The 17,416-nt window shown below is 65.3% G+C and carries 21 protein-coding genes and 1 riboswitch; of the genes, 14 read left to right on the top strand and 7 right to left on the bottom strand.

Translation table 11 applies throughout. From position 1 onward, the window contains the following. Nucleotides 1-2 precede the first annotated feature (2 nt). From AUL31_RS10415 to AUL31_RS20480, 4 genes are read left to right on the top strand one after another with little or no spacing between them, the layout of a single operon-like run. On the top strand, nucleotides 3-857 hold the full coding sequence (locus tag AUL31_RS10415; RefSeq protein WP_060605657.1) for a carbon-nitrogen hydrolase family protein: 855 nt from the start codon (nucleotides 3-5) through the stop codon (nucleotides 855-857). Further along, nucleotides 854-1,285, top strand: a complete 432-nt coding sequence (locus tag AUL31_RS10410; RefSeq protein ID WP_060605654.1) for a DUF1178 family protein — start codon at nucleotides 854-856, stop codon at nucleotides 1,283-1,285. The genes AUL31_RS10415 and AUL31_RS10410 overlap by 4 nt, the downstream gene beginning before the upstream one ends. A gap of 5 nt (nucleotides 1,286-1,290) precedes the next feature. Next, nucleotides 1,291-1,563: a DUF1289 domain-containing protein gene (locus tag AUL31_RS10405; RefSeq protein WP_060605651.1), complete on the top strand. Its 273-nt coding sequence runs from the start codon at nucleotides 1,291-1,293 to the stop codon at nucleotides 1,561-1,563. 38 nt (nucleotides 1,564-1,601) lie between these two features. After that, nucleotides 1,602-1,877 (top strand): DUF1289 domain-containing protein, encoded by a 276-nt coding sequence (locus AUL31_RS20480; protein ID WP_073469127.1) that lies wholly within the window; start codon nucleotides 1,602-1,604, stop codon nucleotides 1,875-1,877. Here the strand turns inward: AUL31_RS20480 and hemF are convergent, their stop codons facing one another. After that, nucleotides 1,878-2,786, bottom strand: a complete 909-nt coding sequence (gene hemF / locus AUL31_RS10395) for an oxygen-dependent coproporphyrinogen oxidase (RefSeq protein WP_060605644.1) — start codon at nucleotides 2,784-2,786, stop codon at nucleotides 1,878-1,880. A gap of 194 nt (nucleotides 2,787-2,980) precedes the next feature. Between hemF and AUL31_RS10390 the strand changes: the two genes are divergently transcribed. Next, a complete protein-coding gene (locus AUL31_RS10390; RefSeq protein ID WP_409359961.1) occupies nucleotides 2,981-3,238 on the top strand; it encodes a hypothetical protein in 258 nt (85 codons plus the stop codon). A gap of 4 nt (nucleotides 3,239-3,242) precedes the next feature. Here the strand turns inward: AUL31_RS10390 and AUL31_RS10385 are convergent, their stop codons facing one another. Next, on the bottom strand, nucleotides 3,243-3,551 hold the full coding sequence (locus AUL31_RS10385; protein WP_143190171.1) for a hypothetical protein: 309 nt from the start codon (nucleotides 3,549-3,551) through the stop codon (nucleotides 3,243-3,245). Nucleotides 3,552-3,588: 37 nt separating this feature from the next. Continuing rightward, nucleotides 3,589-3,694: riboswitch (SAM-I-IV-variant riboswitch) on the bottom strand. A gap of 135 nt (nucleotides 3,695-3,829) precedes the next feature. Between AUL31_RS10385 and AUL31_RS10380 the strand changes: the two genes are divergently transcribed. The 7 genes from AUL31_RS10380 to AUL31_RS10350 all read left to right on the top strand — a co-directional run bounded on the left by AUL31_RS10380 (nucleotide 3,830) and on the right by AUL31_RS10350 (nucleotide 11,506). Continuing rightward, nucleotides 3,830-4,786: a sugar-binding transcriptional regulator gene (locus tag AUL31_RS10380; RefSeq protein ID WP_060605637.1), complete on the top strand. Its 957-nt coding sequence runs from the start codon at nucleotides 3,830-3,832 to the stop codon at nucleotides 4,784-4,786. Nucleotides 4,787-4,906: 120 nt separating this feature from the next. Next, nucleotides 4,907-6,223 (top strand): ABC transporter substrate-binding protein, encoded by a 1,317-nt coding sequence (locus tag AUL31_RS10375; protein WP_060606062.1) that lies wholly within the window; start codon nucleotides 4,907-4,909, stop codon nucleotides 6,221-6,223. Between the two features lie 129 nt (nucleotides 6,224-6,352). Then, nucleotides 6,353-7,225 (top strand): carbohydrate ABC transporter permease, encoded by an 873-nt coding sequence (locus tag AUL31_RS10370; RefSeq protein WP_060605634.1) that lies wholly within the window; start codon nucleotides 6,353-6,355, stop codon nucleotides 7,223-7,225. A gap of 5 nt (nucleotides 7,226-7,230) precedes the next feature. Continuing rightward, nucleotides 7,231-8,061 carry a carbohydrate ABC transporter permease gene (locus tag AUL31_RS10365; RefSeq protein ID WP_060605631.1) on the top strand — a complete coding sequence of 277 codons (831 nt, stop codon included), beginning with the start codon at nucleotides 7,231-7,233 and terminating at the stop codon, nucleotides 8,059-8,061. A 10-nt stretch (nucleotides 8,062-8,071) separates the two neighbouring features. Then, nucleotides 8,072-9,073 carry an ABC transporter ATP-binding protein gene (locus AUL31_RS10360; protein WP_060605628.1) on the top strand — a complete coding sequence of 334 codons (1,002 nt, stop codon included), beginning with the start codon at nucleotides 8,072-8,074 and terminating at the stop codon, nucleotides 9,071-9,073. A gap of 29 nt (nucleotides 9,074-9,102) precedes the next feature. After that, entirely contained in the window at nucleotides 9,103-9,879 is a 777-nt protein-coding gene (locus tag AUL31_RS10355; RefSeq protein ID WP_060605625.1) for an SDR family NAD(P)-dependent oxidoreductase, read from the top strand. A 4-nt stretch (nucleotides 9,880-9,883) separates the two neighbouring features. Then, nucleotides 9,884-11,506, top strand: coding sequence for an FGGY-family carbohydrate kinase (locus tag AUL31_RS10350; protein WP_060605622.1), 1,623 nt, complete (start codon nucleotides 9,884-9,886; stop codon nucleotides 11,504-11,506). A gap of 41 nt (nucleotides 11,507-11,547) precedes the next feature. On the opposite strand, the gene AUL31_RS10345 is transcribed toward AUL31_RS10350, so the two are convergent. Then, nucleotides 11,548-12,003, bottom strand: coding sequence for a Crp/Fnr family transcriptional regulator (locus AUL31_RS10345; RefSeq protein WP_060605619.1), 456 nt, complete (start codon nucleotides 12,001-12,003; stop codon nucleotides 11,548-11,550). Nucleotides 12,004-12,126: 123 nt separating this feature from the next. After that, nucleotides 12,127-12,810, bottom strand: a complete 684-nt coding sequence (locus tag AUL31_RS10340) for a response regulator transcription factor (protein ID WP_060605616.1) — start codon at nucleotides 12,808-12,810, stop codon at nucleotides 12,127-12,129. A gap of 128 nt (nucleotides 12,811-12,938) precedes the next feature. Here AUL31_RS10340 and AUL31_RS10335 point away from each other — a divergent pair, with 128 nt between their 5' ends. Both AUL31_RS10335 and AUL31_RS10330 read left to right on the top strand, forming a co-directional pair. Then, nucleotides 12,939-13,463, top strand: a complete 525-nt coding sequence (locus tag AUL31_RS10335) for a L,D-transpeptidase family protein (protein WP_244489375.1) — start codon at nucleotides 12,939-12,941, stop codon at nucleotides 13,461-13,463. 66 nt (nucleotides 13,464-13,529) lie between these two features. After that, the gene (locus tag AUL31_RS10330; RefSeq protein ID WP_060605610.1) at nucleotides 13,530-15,851 is read left to right on the top strand and encodes an FdhF/YdeP family oxidoreductase; all 2,322 of its coding nucleotides are present in this window, start codon (nucleotides 13,530-13,532) and stop codon (nucleotides 15,849-15,851) included. Here AUL31_RS10330 and AUL31_RS10325 read toward each other — a convergent pair. From AUL31_RS10325 to AUL31_RS10315, 3 genes are all read right to left on the bottom strand, one after another. Next, entirely contained in the window at nucleotides 15,839-16,501 is a 663-nt protein-coding gene (locus tag AUL31_RS10325; protein ID WP_060605606.1) for a class I SAM-dependent methyltransferase, read from the bottom strand. The two genes, AUL31_RS10330 and AUL31_RS10325, sit on opposite strands and share 13 nt — an antisense overlap. A gap of 190 nt (nucleotides 16,502-16,691) precedes the next feature. Next, nucleotides 16,692-17,129 (bottom strand): EVE domain-containing protein, encoded by a 438-nt coding sequence (locus AUL31_RS10320; RefSeq protein WP_060605602.1) that lies wholly within the window; start codon nucleotides 17,127-17,129, stop codon nucleotides 16,692-16,694. Further along, complete coding sequence (locus AUL31_RS10315; protein ID WP_060605598.1) at nucleotides 17,129-17,416, bottom strand: YciI family protein; 288 nt, start codon at nucleotides 17,414-17,416, stop codon at nucleotides 17,129-17,131. Before AUL31_RS10315 ends, AUL31_RS10320 begins: the two co-directional genes overlap by 1 nt.

Genomic DNA, 17,416 nt, shown 5'->3' with positions numbered 1-17,416 from the left:
GCATGGCCGAGCTCGTCGCGGCAGTGGTGCAGATGCGCTCCACCACCAAGCCGGAAGACAACATAGCATCGCTGGAAGCGCTGGTCGGACAGGCCGCCACCCAAGGCGCCGTTTATGTGCAGACGCCGGAAATGACGGGCGCCATCTGCCGCGACAGGGAAGCGCTGCTGGCCAGCCTCCGGCCGGCCGCTGACGACCCGGTGGTCGCCGCGGCATCCGAGCTGGCCCGACGCCATGGCATCTACCTGCATATTGGCTCCACCGCCATCGCGGCGCCGGGCGGCATGGCGGCCAACCGGGCGTTCCTGTTCGGCCCCGATGGCAACCAGGTGGAAACCTACGACAAGATCCACATGTTCGACGTCGATCTCGACAATGGCGAAAGCTGGCGCGAGTCCCGCACTTATGTGCCGGGAGAGCGTGCGGCCCTGGCCCGGTTTTCCGTAGGCGGAGCGGATGTGCGGCTGGGCTTTGCGGTGTGCTACGACATGCGCTTTCCGGAGCTGTTCCGCGCCGAAGCTCTGGCCGGCGCCAATGTGCTGACCGCGCCCGCCGCCTTCACGCGGCAGACCGGCGAGGCGCATTGGCATGTGCTGCTGCGGGCCAGAGCCATCGAGAACAACGCTTTCATGATTGCCGCTGCCCAGGGCGGGCGGCATGAAGACGGGCGCGAAACCTACGGTCATTCGATCATCATCGATCCCTGGGGCCGGGTGCTGGCGGAGGTCGATGGAGACGAGCCCGGCATCGCTGTGGCGCGGCTGGACCTGACGGCAGTGGACACCGCGCGGGGCAAGATCCCCAATTTGCGCAACCGACGCCCGTTTGCCACCGAGTTTTCCGCCAAGGCGTCATGATCCGCTATTCGCTTCGTTGCACATCCTGCAGCCATGGCTTCGACGGCTGGTTCCGCTCGGGCGCGGATTTCGATCGCCAGTCGACCGGCGGCCTGCTGCAATGTCCCGTCTGCGATGCGCCGCGCGTCGAAAAGGCATTGATGGCGCCGGCCGTCGCCACCACACCTGAAGCTGCGCCGGCGTCGATGGCGATGGGCGGCGACCGCATGGAGGCGGCCATGGCCAGGCTGCAGGAACTGGCCCGCGAGGTTCGGGCCAATTCGGATTATGTCGGCCCGAAATTCGCCGAGGAAGCCCGCCGCATCCATTTCGGCGAAAGCGAAAAACGCGGCATCTATGGCGAAGCGACGGCCGATGACGTGCGGTCGCTTCTGGAAGATGGCGTGCCGGCGCTTCCGTTGCCGCCGCTGCCCGAAGACCGGAACTGACGCGCATGGCCGGCTTGTGGCGCAAGGCGCCGTCTCCCTGCATCGGTGTCTGCAAGTTCCGCGATGCCGGCCATTGTGTCGGCTGCCGTATGACCAAGCCCGAAAAGAAGCGCTTCAAGCGGCTCGAGGGCAAGTCCAGGAAGCGCGCCTTCTTCGTGGAATTGAGCGAGCGGCTGCAGCAGGCCGGTCGCTACGCCTATTGGGCGCGCATGTATCGGCGCCGCTGCGAGAAGAAGGACCGGCCCTGTCCGCTCGACAAGCTGGAAGGCCGCGACTGAGCCACCTATATTGGAGGCATTCCAATCAGGAGAGTGCCGTGTCCGACCCCTGGGCCGATGCCCCATCCCCCTGCGTCGATGTGTGCAAGTACAAGCGCCAGGGGCGCTGTGTCGGCTGCACCATGACGAAGGCCGAGAAGGACGCGTTCCCGCAGTCCGGCAGCGGGCCCATGAAAAAAGCCTTCATCATGGGGTTGATCGAGCGCGTCTCGAAAGAGCGCAATCCGGCTTTCTGGGCTATCGCCTATCGCCGGAAATGCGACCGCGCCGGGGTGCCATGCCCGCTGGATACGCTGGGCGAAGACGACCGTTGATCAGGGCCACTTCACCACGGGTGGCATGGACGACAGGATCGAGTTGACGTTGCCCCCGGTCTTCAGCCCGAACAGCGTGCCCCGGTCGTAGAGCAGATTGTACTCCACATAGCGTCCGCGCTGGATGAGCTGTTCCTCGCGGTCGGCCTCGGTGTAGCTTTTGCGCATGTTCTGGCGCACGAGGTGCGGATAGACCACCATGAAGGCCTTGCCGACATCGCGCGTGAAGGCGAAATCGGCATCCCAGCCGCCGCTTTCTATCGGCGAGTGCAGCCAATCGTAGAAGATGCCGCCGATGCCGCGCGCCTCGTTGCGGTGGGGCAGGAAGAAATACTCGTCGCACCATTGCTTGAAGCGATCGTAGTTGGCGACGCCGGCATGCCGGTCGCAGACGAACTTCATCGCCTTGTGGAAGGCCAGCGTATCCGGGTCGCTCTGGCTGCGCCGGCGCGCCAGCGTCGGTGTCAGGTCTGCTCCGCCGCCGAACCATTGCCCGGTCGTGACGACCATGCGTGTGTTCATGTGCACGGCCGGCACGTTGGGATTGCGCATATGGGCGATCAGGGAAATGCCCGAGGCCCAGAAATTCGGGTCGTCGCCGGCGCCGGGAATCTGCTTGGCGAAGTCCGCGCTGAATTGCCCGTGCACCGTCGATACGTGGACGCCGACCTTCTCGAAGACCCGGCCGTGCATCATCGACATGACGCCGCCGCCGCCATCCTTGTCGCGCGACCAGGGCGTGCGAACGAAGCGTCCGGCCGGCGTGCCGCCGTCTTCCTCCATCTCGTCCTCGATGGCCTCGAAGGTCTCGCATATCCTGTCGCGCAGGGTTTCGAACCATTCGCGCGCGATCGTCTTCTTTTCGTCGAGCCCTTCGGGGAGCCCCTGCGGCAGATCCGGTCTTTCCATGTCGTCCTCCAGTAGCGCGCGCCAGTACACTCACAACGCGCGACGCCGCTACCCAACAGACAAGCAAACTAGTGCGTTTACCTTGCTGGTGGAAGGCTTTGCCATTTCCGCCGATTCAGGTTCCACTTCGGCGCAAGCCTGCCCTATCTTCCAGAAGGAGCAAGGCCCGCCTATCCGCGAAAGCCATGGGTTTGGTGATGGCACACACGCAGAAGCCACCGCTGGACGGTTTGAAGCGCCAGCTTGCCAGAAAGCGCGTACGGCCCGGCCCGCCGCGCGATACCTTCGTGCGGGAAACCTACACGCTGCCTCGTCCGGAAGCCCGCGTGAAGGCGCGGGAGTGGTTCGACCGATATCCGAAAGCGGCCTACTGGACGTCGGTCGAAAGCTGGCGGCTGCTGCCGGACGGCAGCGTCGAGTTTACGATGCGCCGCCTGCCGAGTGCCGACTGAGCGGTCACGCGGCGCGGCGCGCGCCGTCATCCAGCACGAAGGCGAGGTTGCGGGCAGACCAGTTCAAGGCTTCGGCGACCCGCTCCCCATCCAGCACCTTCGCCAGGAAGACCTCGCCGCGATGGTTGCTGTCGACCGGCACCAGATAGACATGGGTGAACGGGCTTGCGGAACCGCGATGGACGACGCAACAGACCGCGCAGGCGCCCTTGTTGCGGCCCGGCATGGTCATGGCATGGCCGATGAGCATGGCGGTGTCGGCCTTGCCCAGATGAAGCCTGGAGATCGGATCGAAGTTCGAACTGTTACCCATCATGCCATGTCCCTGCTGTGAGCAGCGCGACGATGGGGCTTGTCCGTTTGGTTGCCGGAAAGGCCACATCCTTCCTTGCGGAAGCACCACCTTGCCCGGATCGGCAGGTTGGCGTTGGGCGCGCCCAACTCTTGATGCGGGGCGCATAGTGCCATGCCGTGGCGGGCCGTTCAAGCCCTTGGGCGCAGCGACGTTTGACAGGCTGGCCGCTTGAAGGTCATCACATAGGGGGGCGTCCGGTGCAGGCCGGAGCGGCCGGGGGGAGGGCATTCGGCATCATGGTGAAGATCCGGCAGGACGACGTGCAGAGACTGGACGACGCCGCAAGGGCCGGCTGGCTGTATTATGTCGCCGGCCGCACGCAGGACGAAATCGCCCGGCAACTTGGCATCTCGCGCCAGAGCGCCCAGCGCCTCGTCTCGCTGTCCATCAGCGCCGGCCTCGTCAAGGTGCGCATCGACCATCCCATCGCCGCCTGCCTGGATCTGGCCGAATCGCTGCGCCAGGCCCATGGACTGCGCTCGGTGGAGGTGGTGCCATCGGATGCGTCGTCCAGCTCCACCACGCTCGGCGTGGCGCTGGCCGGCGCGGCGGAAATCCAGCGCCGCCTTGCCGAACCGGCGCCCTCGATCCTGGCCATGGGCACCGGCCGCACCCTGAAGGCCGCGGTGGAGCAGCTACCCCTGCTGCGCGCGCCGATGCACCGCATCGTATCGCTGACCGGCAATATCACGCTCGACGGTTCGGCCTCCGTCTTCAACGTCATCTTCTCGATGGCCGACCGGATCGAAGAGGCATCGCTTTACCCGATGCCGCTGCCGGTGGTCGTATCCTCACCGCAGGAGCGGGCCCTCCTGCATGAGCAGAAGGTCGTCGAGCGCACCCTGTCGCTTGCGGCGCAGGCGGACGTGACCTTTGTCGGCATCGGCGAGATCGGCCCGAATGCGCCGCTGATGAAGGATCGCTTCATATCGCCGGAGGAATGCGACGAACTCGTCCGCCTCGGCGGCACCGGGGAGATCGTCGGCTGGGTCTTCGACGGCCGCGGCCGTTTCCTCGACTGTCCCTACAATGAGCGCGTGGCGAGCGCGCCGCTTCCGGCGACCGGACAGGGCGATGTCATCGCACTCGCCATGGGGCGTTCCAAGCTGCCGGCCATACGAGCCGCCGTGGTCGGCGGTCTGGTGAGCGGGCTGATAACCGACGAGGAAACCGCCCGCGCCTTGTTGCCCTAGCCGCCCCGAATGAAATTGTGCGTTGCGCAACCAAATTGATTTGACACCGGGGATGGTCGGTGAGAATTTGCCCATGGAACGGACATTTGCTCACTCTTGGGTTGGGAGGCCCTCATCCTCATGTTCAGACAGGCGCTTCTGGCTGGCGCAGCGTCGCTTCTTGCCCTTGCAGGGCCGGCGGCCGCTCAACAGACCCTGACCGTAGCGACGGTCAACAATGGCGACATGATCCGCATGCAGGGTCTGACCCAGGAATTCACCGCCCAGCACCCCGACATCCAGGTCAACTGGGTGACGCTGGAAGAAAACGTGCTTCGTCAGCGCGTGACGACCGACATCGCCACCAAGGGTGGCCAGTTCGACGTCATGACCATCGGCACCTACGAAGTGCCGATCTGGGCGAAGAACCAGTGGCTCCTGCCGTTGAACAATCTGGGCGCCGATTACGATGTCGACGACATCCTGCCGCCCATCCGCGAGGCCCTGTCGCAGGACGGCACGCTGTATGCCGCGCCCTTCTACGCCGAAAGCGCGATGACGCTGTACCGCAAGGACCTGTTCGAGGCGGCCGGCCTGACCATGCCGGAGGCGCCGACCTGGCAGTTCATCGCGGAGGCGGCCGAGAAGATCAAGGCGTCCAACCCCGACGTCTACGGCATCTGCCTGCGCGGCAAGCCCGGCTGGGGCGAGAACATGGCCTTCCTTGGCTCGATGGCGCGGGCCTTCGGCGCCGACTACTTCGATGCCAACTGGCAGCCGCAGTTCGAAAGCGAAGGCTGGAAGACGGCCGTCGCCATGTATGTGGACCTGATGACGAAATACGGCCCTCCGGGCGCTGCGTCGAACGGCTTCAACGAAAACCTGTCGCTCTTCAACCAGGGTCGCTGCGCCATGTGGATGGATGCGACGGTGGCGGCCTCCTTCGTCACCAACCCGAAGGAAAGCCAGGTGGCCGACAAGGTCGGCTTCGCGCCCTTCCCGTGCGGCATCGAGAACTGCCCCAACAACGGCGCCAACTGGCTTTGGGCGTGGTCGCTGGCTATCCCGGCCGGATCGCAGAAGGCCGAGGCGGCCGAAACCTTCATCTCCTGGGCGACGTCCAAGGCTTATCTGGACCTCGTCGCACAGAAGGAAGGCTGGGCCAACGTGCCTCCCGGCACGCGCACCTCGCTGTACGAGAACAGCGAGTACACCAGCGCCGCGCCCTTTGCCGCCGCAACGCTGCAGGCGATCAACAACGCCGACCCGTCCATCACGTCGGACAAGCCCTATGTAGGCCTGCAGTTTGCCGCCATCCCCGAATTCCAGGGGCTCGGCACGGCGGTCGGGCAGCAGATGGCGGCGGCGGTCTCCGGCTCCATGCCTGTGGAGCAGGCCCTCAGCGCGGCCCAGCAGACGGCGGTGCGTGAAATGACCCGCGGCGGGTACATCAAGTAACACCTGAAGACCAGCGGCCGCTGCGGGCAAGTCCCGCAGCGGCCGCACCTACGCCGTCTCCTGCTTCAGCAAGGGCGAAGCGTTTGCGCTTCAGCGCGGCCGCGACGCCGAACCGCCGGACGAACCGCCATGGCTACCGCACAGACACATACGGCCGCCCGGCTGATGCTGGCGCCCTCGGTGATCGCGCTTCTGATCTGGATGATCGTGCCGCTGTCGCTGACGCTGTATTTCTCGACCCTGAACTACAATCTGTTCAATCCGGCCGAGACGCCCTTCATCGGGCTCACGAACTACAAGTTCTTCCTGTCGGACCCGGCCTTCTTCACGGCGCTGCGCAACACGCTGGCCCTCGTTGCCGGGGTGCTTCTCATCACCGTCTGCGGCGGCATATTGCTGGCCTTGCTGCTCGATCAGGCCTTTTTTGGCGTCAACATCGTGCGGCTGCTGGTGATCGCGCCCTTCTTCGTGATGCCCACCGTTGCCGCGCTGGTGTGGAAGAACATGATGATGAACCCGGTCTACGGCGTGATCGGGCAGGCGCTCAACGCCGTCGGCATCGGTGCCATAGACTGGTTCTCGGTCGCGCCGCTGACGGCGGTCATCATCATCGTCGCCTGGCAATGGCTGCCCTTTTCCACCCTTATCCTTCTGACCTCGCTCCAGTCGCTGTCGGAAGACCAGCGCGAGGCGGCCGAGATGGACGGCGCCGGCGCCCTGTCGATCTTCTGGTACATCACGCTGCCGCACATGGCCCGCGCCATAACGGTGGTCGTGCTGATCCAGACGATCTTCCTTCTGTCCATCTTCGCCGAAATCTACGTGACCACCAGCGGCGGTCCGGGCCTGCAGACGACCAATATTCCCTATCTCGTCTACAGCCAGGCCTTGCTGCAGTTCGACGTGGGCGGCGCATCGGCCGGCGGCATCGTGGCCGTGGTGCTGGCGAACATCGTCGCGATCTTCCTGATCCGCATCATCGGCAAGAACCTGGAGGCCTGAGACCCATGGCGCGCGCAGTCTCCACCCGCCGCAAGCTGACCTTCACCGTCATCGGCTGGCTTGTCGGCCTGATGATCTTCTTTCCGGTGCTCTGGACCGTTCTGACTTCGTTCAAGTCGGAGCTGGACGCCATCGCCATTCCGCCGAAATATGTGTTCTTTGACTGGACGCTGGAAAACTACCGCGAGGTGAACGAGCGGTCGAACTACTTCCGCTTCATGATGAATTCCGTGTACCTGTCGCTCGGCTCCACATTCATCGGCCTGCTCTTCGCGGTGCCGGCGGCGTGGGCCATGGCCTTCTCGCCCGGCAAGCGCACCAAGGACATCCTGTTGTGGATGCTGTCCACCAAGATGTTGCCGGCCGTGGGCGTGCTGGTGCCGATCTATCTTCTGTTCCGCGACTTCAACCTTCTGGATACGCGGGCCGGGCTGATCGGCGTGCTGTTCCTGATCAACCTGCCGATCATGGTGTGGATGCTCTACACCTACTTCAAGGAGATACCGGGCGAGATCCTGGAGGCCGCCCGCATGGACGGCGCCTCGCTGCGGCACGAGATTCTGCACGTGCTGGCGCCGATGGCGGTGCCGGGCATCGCCTCCACGGTGCTCCTGTCGGTGATCCTGGCCTGGAACGAGGCGTTCTGGACGCTCAACCTGACCACCACCAACGCCGCGCCCCTGTCGGCCTTCATTGCATCCTTTTCCAGTCCGCAGGGCAATTTCTACGCCAAGCTGTCGGCCGCATCGACGCTCGCCATCGCGCCCATCCTGATCATCGGGTGGTTCTCGCAGAAGCAGCTTGTGCGCGGCCTGACCTTCGGCGCCGTCAAGTGAGGAACCCGGCATGAGTGCGATCCAGTTGACCAACGTCCAGAAGCGCTTCGGGGACGTGACCATCATTCCCGGGCTCGATCTGACCATCGAGGACGGCAAGTTCGTCGTCTTCGTCGGCCCGTCCGGCTGCGGAAAATCCACCCTGCTGCGGCTGATCGCCGGGCTGGAGGACGTGTCCGGCGGCAAGATCGAGATCGACGGGCAGGACGTCACCAACGTGTCACCGGCGCGGCGCGGCCTTGCCATGGTGTTCCAGTCCTATGCGCTCTACCCGCATATGAGCGTGCGGGCCAATATCGGCTTTCCGCTGAAGATGGCGGGCGTTTCCAAAGCCGACATTGCCCGCAAGGTTGAGGCGGCGGCGGCCACGCTGAACCTGACCGACTATCTGGAACGCCGCCCGCGCGAACTGTCGGGCGGCCAGCGCCAGCGCGTCGCCATCGGCCGCGCCATCGTACGCGAGCCGAACGGCTTCCTGTTCGACGAACCGCTGTCCAACCTGGACGCCGCTTTGCGGGTCAACATGCGCCTCGAGCTGTCGGAACTCCACCAGCAGCTCGGCACCACCATGATCTACGTGACGCACGACCAGGTGGAAGCCATGACGATGGCCGACAAGATCGTCGTCCTGAACAAGGGGCGCGTCGAGCAGGTGGGCTCGCCACTGGAGCTCTACCGCAAGCCGGCCAACCTTTTCGTCGCCGGCTTCATCGGCTCGCCCCGCATGAACTTCCTGAAGGGCGAGTATGCCGCCAGAAACGGTGCCGCCACCGTCGGCGTGCGGCCGGAGCATATGTCGATTTCCACCACCGGGGGCGACATCAGGGGTACGGCGGGCGTCGCCGAGCATCTGGGGTCGGACACGTTCATCCACATCCGGCTGGACAGCGGCGAGCAGATCACCGCCCGCTCGATCGGCGAGTATCGGGTGGCGCATGGCGACCCGGTCTGGCTGACGCCGGAACAGAACAATCTGCATCGCTTCGATGCCGAAGGCCGCTCCGCCGGCTGAGCAAACCCGAACAGTCTAGGACACGCATCATGTATCTCGAAAAGCTGAAACTGGACGGCAAGGTTGCCGTCGTGACGGGCGCCGGCCAGGGCATCGGGGAAGCATGCGCCAACGCCCTTGCCGAGGCCGGCGCGACGGTGATCGTCGCCGACATGGACGGCGAGCGGGTAAAGGGCGCCGTCGAGCGGCTGACCGCAAAGGGCGCCAAAGCCTTCGGCGCGACGCTGGACGTGACGAAATCCGCCGACGTGGCCGCGCTGGCCGACAAGGTGGTGGCCGATCATGGCCGCGTCGACATTCTGGTCAACAATGCCGGCGTGGCGAAATCGGACGTGCGCGCCGAAGACACGAGCGACGAGCATTGGCGATTCCACATGGACGTCAATGTGGACGGGCTGTTCTGGTGCTGCCGCGAGTTCGGCCGCAAGATGCTGGAGGGCGGTTCGGGCGCCATCGTCAATATCGGCTCGATGTCGGGCTTCATCGTCAACAAGCCGCAACCGCAGGCCTTCTACAATGCGTCGAAGGCCGCCGTGCACCATCTGACGAAATCCCTGGCGGCGGAGTGGGGCCAGCGCGGCGTGCGCGTCAACGCGGTGGCGCCGACCTATATCGAAACGCCGCTCACACGCTTTGGTATGGAAGAGAGCCCCGAAATGTATAAGGTGTGGTTGGACATGACGCCGATGGGGAGGGTCGGTCAGCCGGAGGAGATCGCGTCTGTCGTGCATTTCCTGGCTTCCGATGCTTCCAGCCTTTTGACGGGCTCCATCGTCGTTGCCGACGGAGGCTACACCTGCTGGTAAGGGAATGATGGACGCATTCATTGGGGTCGATGTCGGCACGGGGAGTGCGCGGGCAGGGGTTTTCGACGAGAAGGGCAACCTGCTCGGCACCGCCAAGCGGGAAATCCGCATCTGGCGGGGCGAGCACGATATCGTCGAGCAGTCTTCGCAGGATATCTGGGCGGCGGTCGTGGCCTCGGTGCGCGAGGCCATGGCGCTGTCTGGCGTCGAGCCGTCGGCCGTGCGCGGCCTCGGCTTCGATGCCACCTGCTCTCTCGTGGTGGTGGGGCCGGGCGGCAAGGGCCTGCCCGTCGGGCCCAGCGAGGATGCCGCGCGCGACATCATCGTCTGGATGGACCACCGGGCGCTGGAGCAGGCCGCCCGCATCAACGCGACGGGCCACAAGGTGCTGCGTTATGTCGGCGGTGTCATCTCGCCCGAGATGGAGACGCCCAAGCTTCTCTGGCTGAAAGAGAACCGGCCGGCGGTCTTTGCCGATGCGGAGCATTTCTTCGACCTTGCGGACTATCTCACCTTCCGCGCCACCGGCAGCCTGACGCGCTCCGTCTGCACGCTCACCTGCAAATGGACCTACCTTGCGCATGAGCGGCGGTGGGACCCGGACTATTTCCACACGATCGGCCTCGGCGAACTGGCCGACGAAGGGTTCAAGCGCATTGGCACCGATGTCGTCGACATCGGCGAGCCGATCAGCGGCGGCCTGACGCCGGCAGCCGCTGATGAGCTGGGGTTGCTGCCCGGCACGGCCGTCGGTGCGCCGGCCATCGACGCCCATGCGGGCGGCATCGGCACGCTTGGCGCAAGCCGGGACGGCGTCGCGGCGGAGCCGGCATCCGAACTCGCCTTCATCATGGGCACGTCCTCCTGCGCCATGGCCGTCACCCGGGAGGCCGCTTTCGTCGACGGCGTGTGGGGCCCGTATAGGGACTCGCTCCTGCCGGGCTACTGGCTGCTGGAAGGGGGGCAATCCGCCTACGGCGCCGGGCTGGACTTCCTGGTATCGCTGCATCCCGCCCACGCCGCCGTGCGACAGGCGGCCGAAGCGCGCGGCCTGTCGCTGCTCAGCGAACTCGAGCGCCGGGCCATCGAGGCCGCCGGTTCGGTTGAAGAGGCGGCGCGGTTGGCGCGCAGCCTGCATGTGGTGCCCGAATTCCTGGGCAACCGCTCGCCCGAGGCGGACCCGGCCGCCACCGCCGCCATTACCGGGCTGACGCTGGATGCCAGCGAAAACGCGCTGGTGCGCCTGTTCGTGGCCGGCCTGTGCGGCCTGTCCTACGGCACCGGCGACATCGTCCGGGCCATGGCCGAAAAGGGTGTGGCGCTGGATGCCATCGTGGTGTCGGGCGGTGCCGCGCGCTCGCCCCTTCTGCGGCGCATCCTGTCGGATGCCACCGGCATGCGGGTCGTTCTGCCGAAGACGGCCGAGCCGGTGCTTCTGGGCAGCGCCATCATCGGCGCCGTGGCTGCCCGTGCCTTTCCGGATCTGTCGGCGGCCGCCGCCCATATGTGCGGCATCGGGGACGAGACCGTGCCCAACCCGGATCTTGCGGAGTTCCACGCCCGCAAGCGCGCAGCCTACGACATCCTCCGGCGGGCGGAGAGAGAGGTTCGCGCCTTGGGCAGGTGACTGTTCAACGCCAGCGCAGCGGCCAGGCCGCCCGCGGCCGTTCAGTCGTCGTCGGAGAAATGGTGCGACAGGCCGTCGATCCGGTCCGTCAGCTCGGCCAGTTCGGCGGCAAGCTGGGTCTGGATGGCGATGGCGACCTCCGGATATTCCTCCAGCAGGCGGCGGAATAGCTGCCGCCCGATCCGGATGACTTCGCTATCCTGCGTCGCGACCGCCGTCGAGTGGCGGCGCGTCTCGGCGATCAGGGACAATTCGCCGATCAGCGTGCCTGGGCCGACGGTGCCGAACAGATCGCGCTTGTCGCGCGACATGAGCGAGATTTCCCCCGATACGATCACGAAGCCACCATCGGCGCGGGCCTCTTCCCTAAACAGGGTTTCCTGCGCGGACAGCCAGCGGTGCTCCGCCCCGAAGGCAAGCAGCCGCAACTGCTCGCGCGTCATGTTCGCGAACAGGGGCACGGTGCCGAGAAGGGCGATGTCGCTTTCCAGTCCCATCGATGCGGGGCCAACTCCGGTCGGTTCTTGCGTGTCCGACTCGGCAGCCTAGTCGCAATGTCCTTCCAAAGCGTCAAGATGGCAGGACGGCAAAAGGCCCGCCGGGTGGGCGGGCCTGAATCTTCAGGGCATCAGCTTGTAGCCGCCGGCCTCGGTGACGATCAGCCGGGCGGCGGATGGCTCGGGCTCGATCTTCTGGCGAAGGCGATAGACGTGCGTTTCCAGCGTGTGCGTGGTGACGCCGGAATTGTAGCCCCACACTTCCTCAAGCAGGATGTCGCGTGTGACGACGCGGCGGTCGGCCCGATACAGATATCGTATGATCGCCGTTTCCTTCTCGGTCAGGCGGATCTTGCCACCCTTGTCGTCCATCAGCATTTTCTGGCTTGGCTTGAAGATGTAGGGCCCCACCTGGAAGGTCGCATCCTCGCTCTGCTCGTGCTGGCGCAACTGGGCGCGGATGCGCGCCAGAAGCACCGCGAAGCGGAAGGGCTTGGTGACATAGTCGTTGGCGCCGGCCTCCAGACCAAGGATCGTATCCGCATCGGCGTCCTGCGCCGTCAGGATGATCACCGGAGCCTTGAAGCCGGACTTGCGCAGCAGCTTGACCGCCTCGCGCCCGTCCATGTCGGGAAGGCCGACATCCATGACCACGAGATCGATGAGGCCGGCACGCGCCGTCGCGATACCCTTGGCGGCGGTCGGCTCTTGAAGGACGTTGAACTCCTCGTAGAGCGACAATTGCTCTGCCAGGGTCTGCCTCAGGTCGTCGTCGTCGTCGACTATCAGGATACTGCGTGCGTTCATGAATACTCGTCGGTCAGGATGATGTCAGGTTGCATGACTATGCTTGCGATCGGGGTTCGATCACGGCTTACTCCATATTATGTGTGTGCAGACAGGGCATTTTTCCAGCCAAGGCAATGCAAAAACGCTTGATTGACAAGGTTATCATCGTGCGCCGGGCTCCGGGTGCGCCGACGCGCGGCATCCTGGCCGCCGGACCGCTGGCCATTCGGTGCGCTCTCGGCCGAACCGGCATCACCACCCGCAAGCGCGAAGGAGACGGCGCGACGCCGCTTGCGTCCATGCGCCTTCTGTCCGCCTTCCGGCGCAAGGGCCGCCTCGCAGGCCTGCATCCGGCGCTGCCGCAGCACTGGACGCGGCCTTTCGACGGCTGGTGCGACGCCCCGGCACACGCCGCCTACAACCGCCCGGTGCGGCTGCCCTTTCCGGCCAGCGCGGAGACCCTGCAGCGCGCCGACCGGCTCTACGATTTCGGTGTGGTGACCGATTTCAACATGACGCGGCGCAAGCGGGCCGGCGGCAGCGCCATATTCCTGCACATCGCCCGCGCGGGTTATGCGCCCACGGAAGGCTGCGTCGCCGTCTCGCCGGCCGACATGATGCGTCTTCGCCCATGGCTGCGGCGCGGCACGCGACTGATCGTCCGGGGCTGACGCCGGAACCGCTGTCCCTGCCGCCCATTGCTGTCTAAGGCGACACGCATTGCGGGGTAAGAAACGATGGACGGTCAACGCAAAGCCGACAAGGTCGAGGTCGAGCAGTACGACAGCCCCACAGGCGGCTGGGGCTCGGTCGGGTCTCTGGCGAACTACAGCGCGCGCGAGGGCATAAGCAGCCCGGCCTTGTGGGCAAGCCTCTATCGCCAGAACAAGCCGACCGGCTTCGCCTGCGTTTCCTGCTCCTGGGCAAAACCCGCGACGCCCCACCGATTCGAATTTTGCGAGAACGGCGCAAAGGCGACGATCTGGGAGCAGACCCATCACCGCACCGACCGGGACTTTTTCGCCAGCCACAGGGTCAGCGCCCTGCGGGACTGGTCCGATCACGATCTGGAGCGCCAGGGCCGGCTGACTCACCCGCTGCGCTACGACGCCTCGCTGGACCAGTATGTACCTGTCAGCTGGGAAGACGCCTTCACCGCCATCGGGCGGGAACTGGCGGCGCTGGACCCACGGTCGGTCGTTTTCTACGCGTCGGGCCGGGCTTCGCTGGAAGCCACCTACATGTACCAGCTTTTCGCGCGTGTCTACGGCTCGCAGAACCTGCCGGACTCGTCCAACATGTGCCACGAATCCACGTCGGTGGGCCTGCCGAAATCCATCGGATCACCGGTCGGTACCGTGACCATCGAGGATTTCGAAAAGGCCGACATGATCTTCTTCTTCGGCCATAATACCGGCACCAACGCACCGCGTTTGCTGCACCCGATCCAGGAAGCGCGCAAGCGCGGGGTGCCGGTGATCGCCTTCAACCCGCTGCTGGAACGCGGCCTCATCCGCTTCAAGAACCCGCAATCCCCGGCGGAGATGCTGTCGCCCGGCGAAGGCACCCGCATGAGCTCGGACTATCTCCAGCTCCGGGGCGGCGGCGACATGGCCGCCATGACGGGCATCGCCAAGGCGCTCTTCGCCATCGAGGACGCCGGCGGCGAAGCCGGGGCTAAGGCCGTGGACCGCGCCTTCATCGCACAGCACGGCCATGGCTTCGAAGCCTTCGAGGCGTTCGTGCGCGCCACCGGCTGGGACGAGATCACCAGCCGCTCCGGACTTGCGCAGGATGCGCTGGAAGATGTCGCGCGCCGGTACGCCCGGGCCGAGCGCGTCATCGCCAATTACGGCATGGGGCTGACGCAGCACCGGCACGGTGTCGGCAATGTGCGGATGCTGGCCAACCTTCTGTTGATGCGCGGGCAGATTGGCAAGCCGGGGGCGGGCATATCGCCCATTCGCGGCCATTCCAACGTGCAGGGACAGCGGACCGTGGGCATGACGGAAAAACCGGAGCTGGCGCCGCTGGACGCGTTCGCGGAATTTTATGGCTTCGAGCCGCCACGGGACAAGGGGCTGGATACGATCGGAGCCTGCGAGGGCATCATCGACGGTAGCGTTAAGGCCTTTATCGGCCTCGGCGGAAACTTCTCGCGCGCGGTGCCGGAAACGGCCCTGGTGGAGGAAAAATGGCGCGGCCTGCGGCTGCATGTGCAGATCGCCACCAAGCTGAACCGGAACCATCTGCTGCCGGGAGAGGTCACCTATCTCCTGCCATGCCTGGGTCGGATCGAGCGCGACACCCAGGCAAGCGGCGACCAGACCGTGTCGGTGGAGGATTCGACCGCCTGCGTCCACGCGTCCTTCGGACGTCGCCCGCCGGCTTCGCCGGTGCTTCTTTCCGAGCCGAAGATCGTGGCCGAGCTGGCCAAGGCGACGGTGCCAGGCCGAAGCAGCATCGACTGGGACGGATGGGTTGCGGATTACGGAATCGTCCGCGACGAGATCGCACGCGCCTATCCGAAGGATTTCCACGATTTCAACGCCCGGTTCCGGCAGCCGGGCGGCTTCCACCGGGACATCGCCGCGTGCCGCCGGGAATGGAACACCGAAACCGGCAAGGCCAATTTCTATGTGCCGGAAACGCTGGACGTGGACCCGAACATCGATACGACAGGATACGACGTCTTCAACCTGATGACCGTGCGCTCCAACGACCAGTTCAACACCACGGTCTACGGCATGGACGACCGCCTGCGCGGCATCAGCGGCACGCGCCGCGTCATCCTCATGAACCGGTCCGACATGGAGCGGCTGGCGCTGAACGACCAGGATTTCGTGACCCTGCAAACCCACGCCGACGACGGGGTGGAGCGGCGCGTCGGCAATCTGCGCGTTCATGCCTTTGACGTGCCGCAGGGTGATGTCGCCGGATATTATCCGGAGTTGAACTGCCTGATCCCGCTATGGCACCACGCGACGGAAAGCCACGTGCCGGCCGCCAAGAGCGTACCGGTGCGCATTTTCAAGGCGGGGGCGCCTCAGCCCGCATAGCGGTATATGTCGACGCGCTTGACCTCCGCATCCTCCAGCGCCCGCGTCACCGGCACGCGGTAGGTGGCGAGGTGGCGGAGCCTGTCCCGGGGCAGGTAGGCGCGCCCGGGATCGCCGACGAGGATGTCGATACCCTGCCGCAGCAGGGTATCGAACCAGGGTATGATCGCGTCGGCGAAGCCCTTGTCATAGAAGACGTCGCCCGCCAGCAGGCAATCCGCATCGAGGCTGCTTCCGACGACATTCCGCGAGACGCACTCCGCGGCAACCTTGTTCAGCCGCGTGTTGAGGCCGATGGCGGCCTCGGCGAACGGGTCGATATCGACCGCCGTGGCATGCGCGGCGCCGGCTTTCATGGCAGCGATGGCGACGAGGCCGGAGCCGCTGGCAAAATCGACGATCCTGCGCCCCGCCACCTCTGCACGATTGTCGAGGATGTAGCGGGCCAGGCCCTGCCCGCCGGCCCACGCGAAGGCCCAGAAGGGCGGCGGCAGCCCCATGGCCGCCAGCTCTTCCTCGGTCGAGTGCCACAACGCATGCGCATCGTCGGCAAGGTGCAGGCGCAGCTCCGGCACGTGCGGCGGAGACGCAACTGCCGTGTTGGCCTCGATGAAGCGCCGTGCACGATCAGGCGAATAGGGCGTGATCATTGGAACCCGAACCTCGTTCCGGCACTTTTCCGCATGACGCATCCATACGAGGAGAATGAGTTATGATGAAGGGTGGTTTGCTGTGGTTGATCGGAATTCCCATCCCGATCATCATCATTCTCTGGCTCTTCGGCTTCCTGTCGTAGAATAAGCCTCGCCCCGGTCCGCAAAAGGCCGGGGCGACGTCGTTTCAGGCCGACATGGCCTTGGCCGGGTCGAGGCCGCCCATCCGGCAGATCGCCTCGAACTCGGCCTTGCCGACCGGCTGCACCGACAGCCGGGAGTTGGTTACGAGGACCATGTCCTTCAGCTTCGGCTCTTCCTTGATTTCATCCAGCGTCACCGGGCGCGGCATGTCCATGACGGCCTTCAGGTCGACGCACTCCCAGCGGGCATCGTCGGTGGTGGAATCGGGATGCGCCTCGGCCACCACCTCGACGATGCCGACGACGGCCTTGCCTTCGTTGGAATGGTAGAAGAAGCCGCGCTCCCCCACCTTCATCTCACGCATGAAGTTGCGCGCCTGGTAGTTGCGCACGCCATCCCATTCCTGCCCCTTGTCGCCCTTCGCCTTCTGCATCTCGAACGACCATTTGAACGGCTCTGACTTGAACAGCCAGAAGGCCATCACTGCTGCTCCGGATTGTTCACCGACCAGTTCCAGCGGCGGATGGTGACGCCCGAAAACAGGCCGGCTTTGGCATAGGGATCGGCATCGGCGATGCTGCGCGCTTCGTCGTGGCTGGCCGCTTCCACCACGACGAGGCTGCCGTTCGGCTTCTCTTCGGCCAGGAAGGGGCCGGCGAACTTCAGCACCGGGCCGAGGCCCTTGAGATACTCCAGATGCGCGGCCCGCGTTTCGGCCCGCAGGTTGCCGGCATCCGGGCGGTCTTCACAGAGCAGGGCATAAAGCAT

The sequence above is a fragment of the Aureimonas altamirensis genome, assembly GCF_001463885.1.
GTDB lineage: Bacteria > Pseudomonadota > Alphaproteobacteria > Rhizobiales > Rhizobiaceae > Aureimonas > Aureimonas altamirensis.
This window is presented reverse-complemented; position numbering and strand designations above follow the sequence as displayed.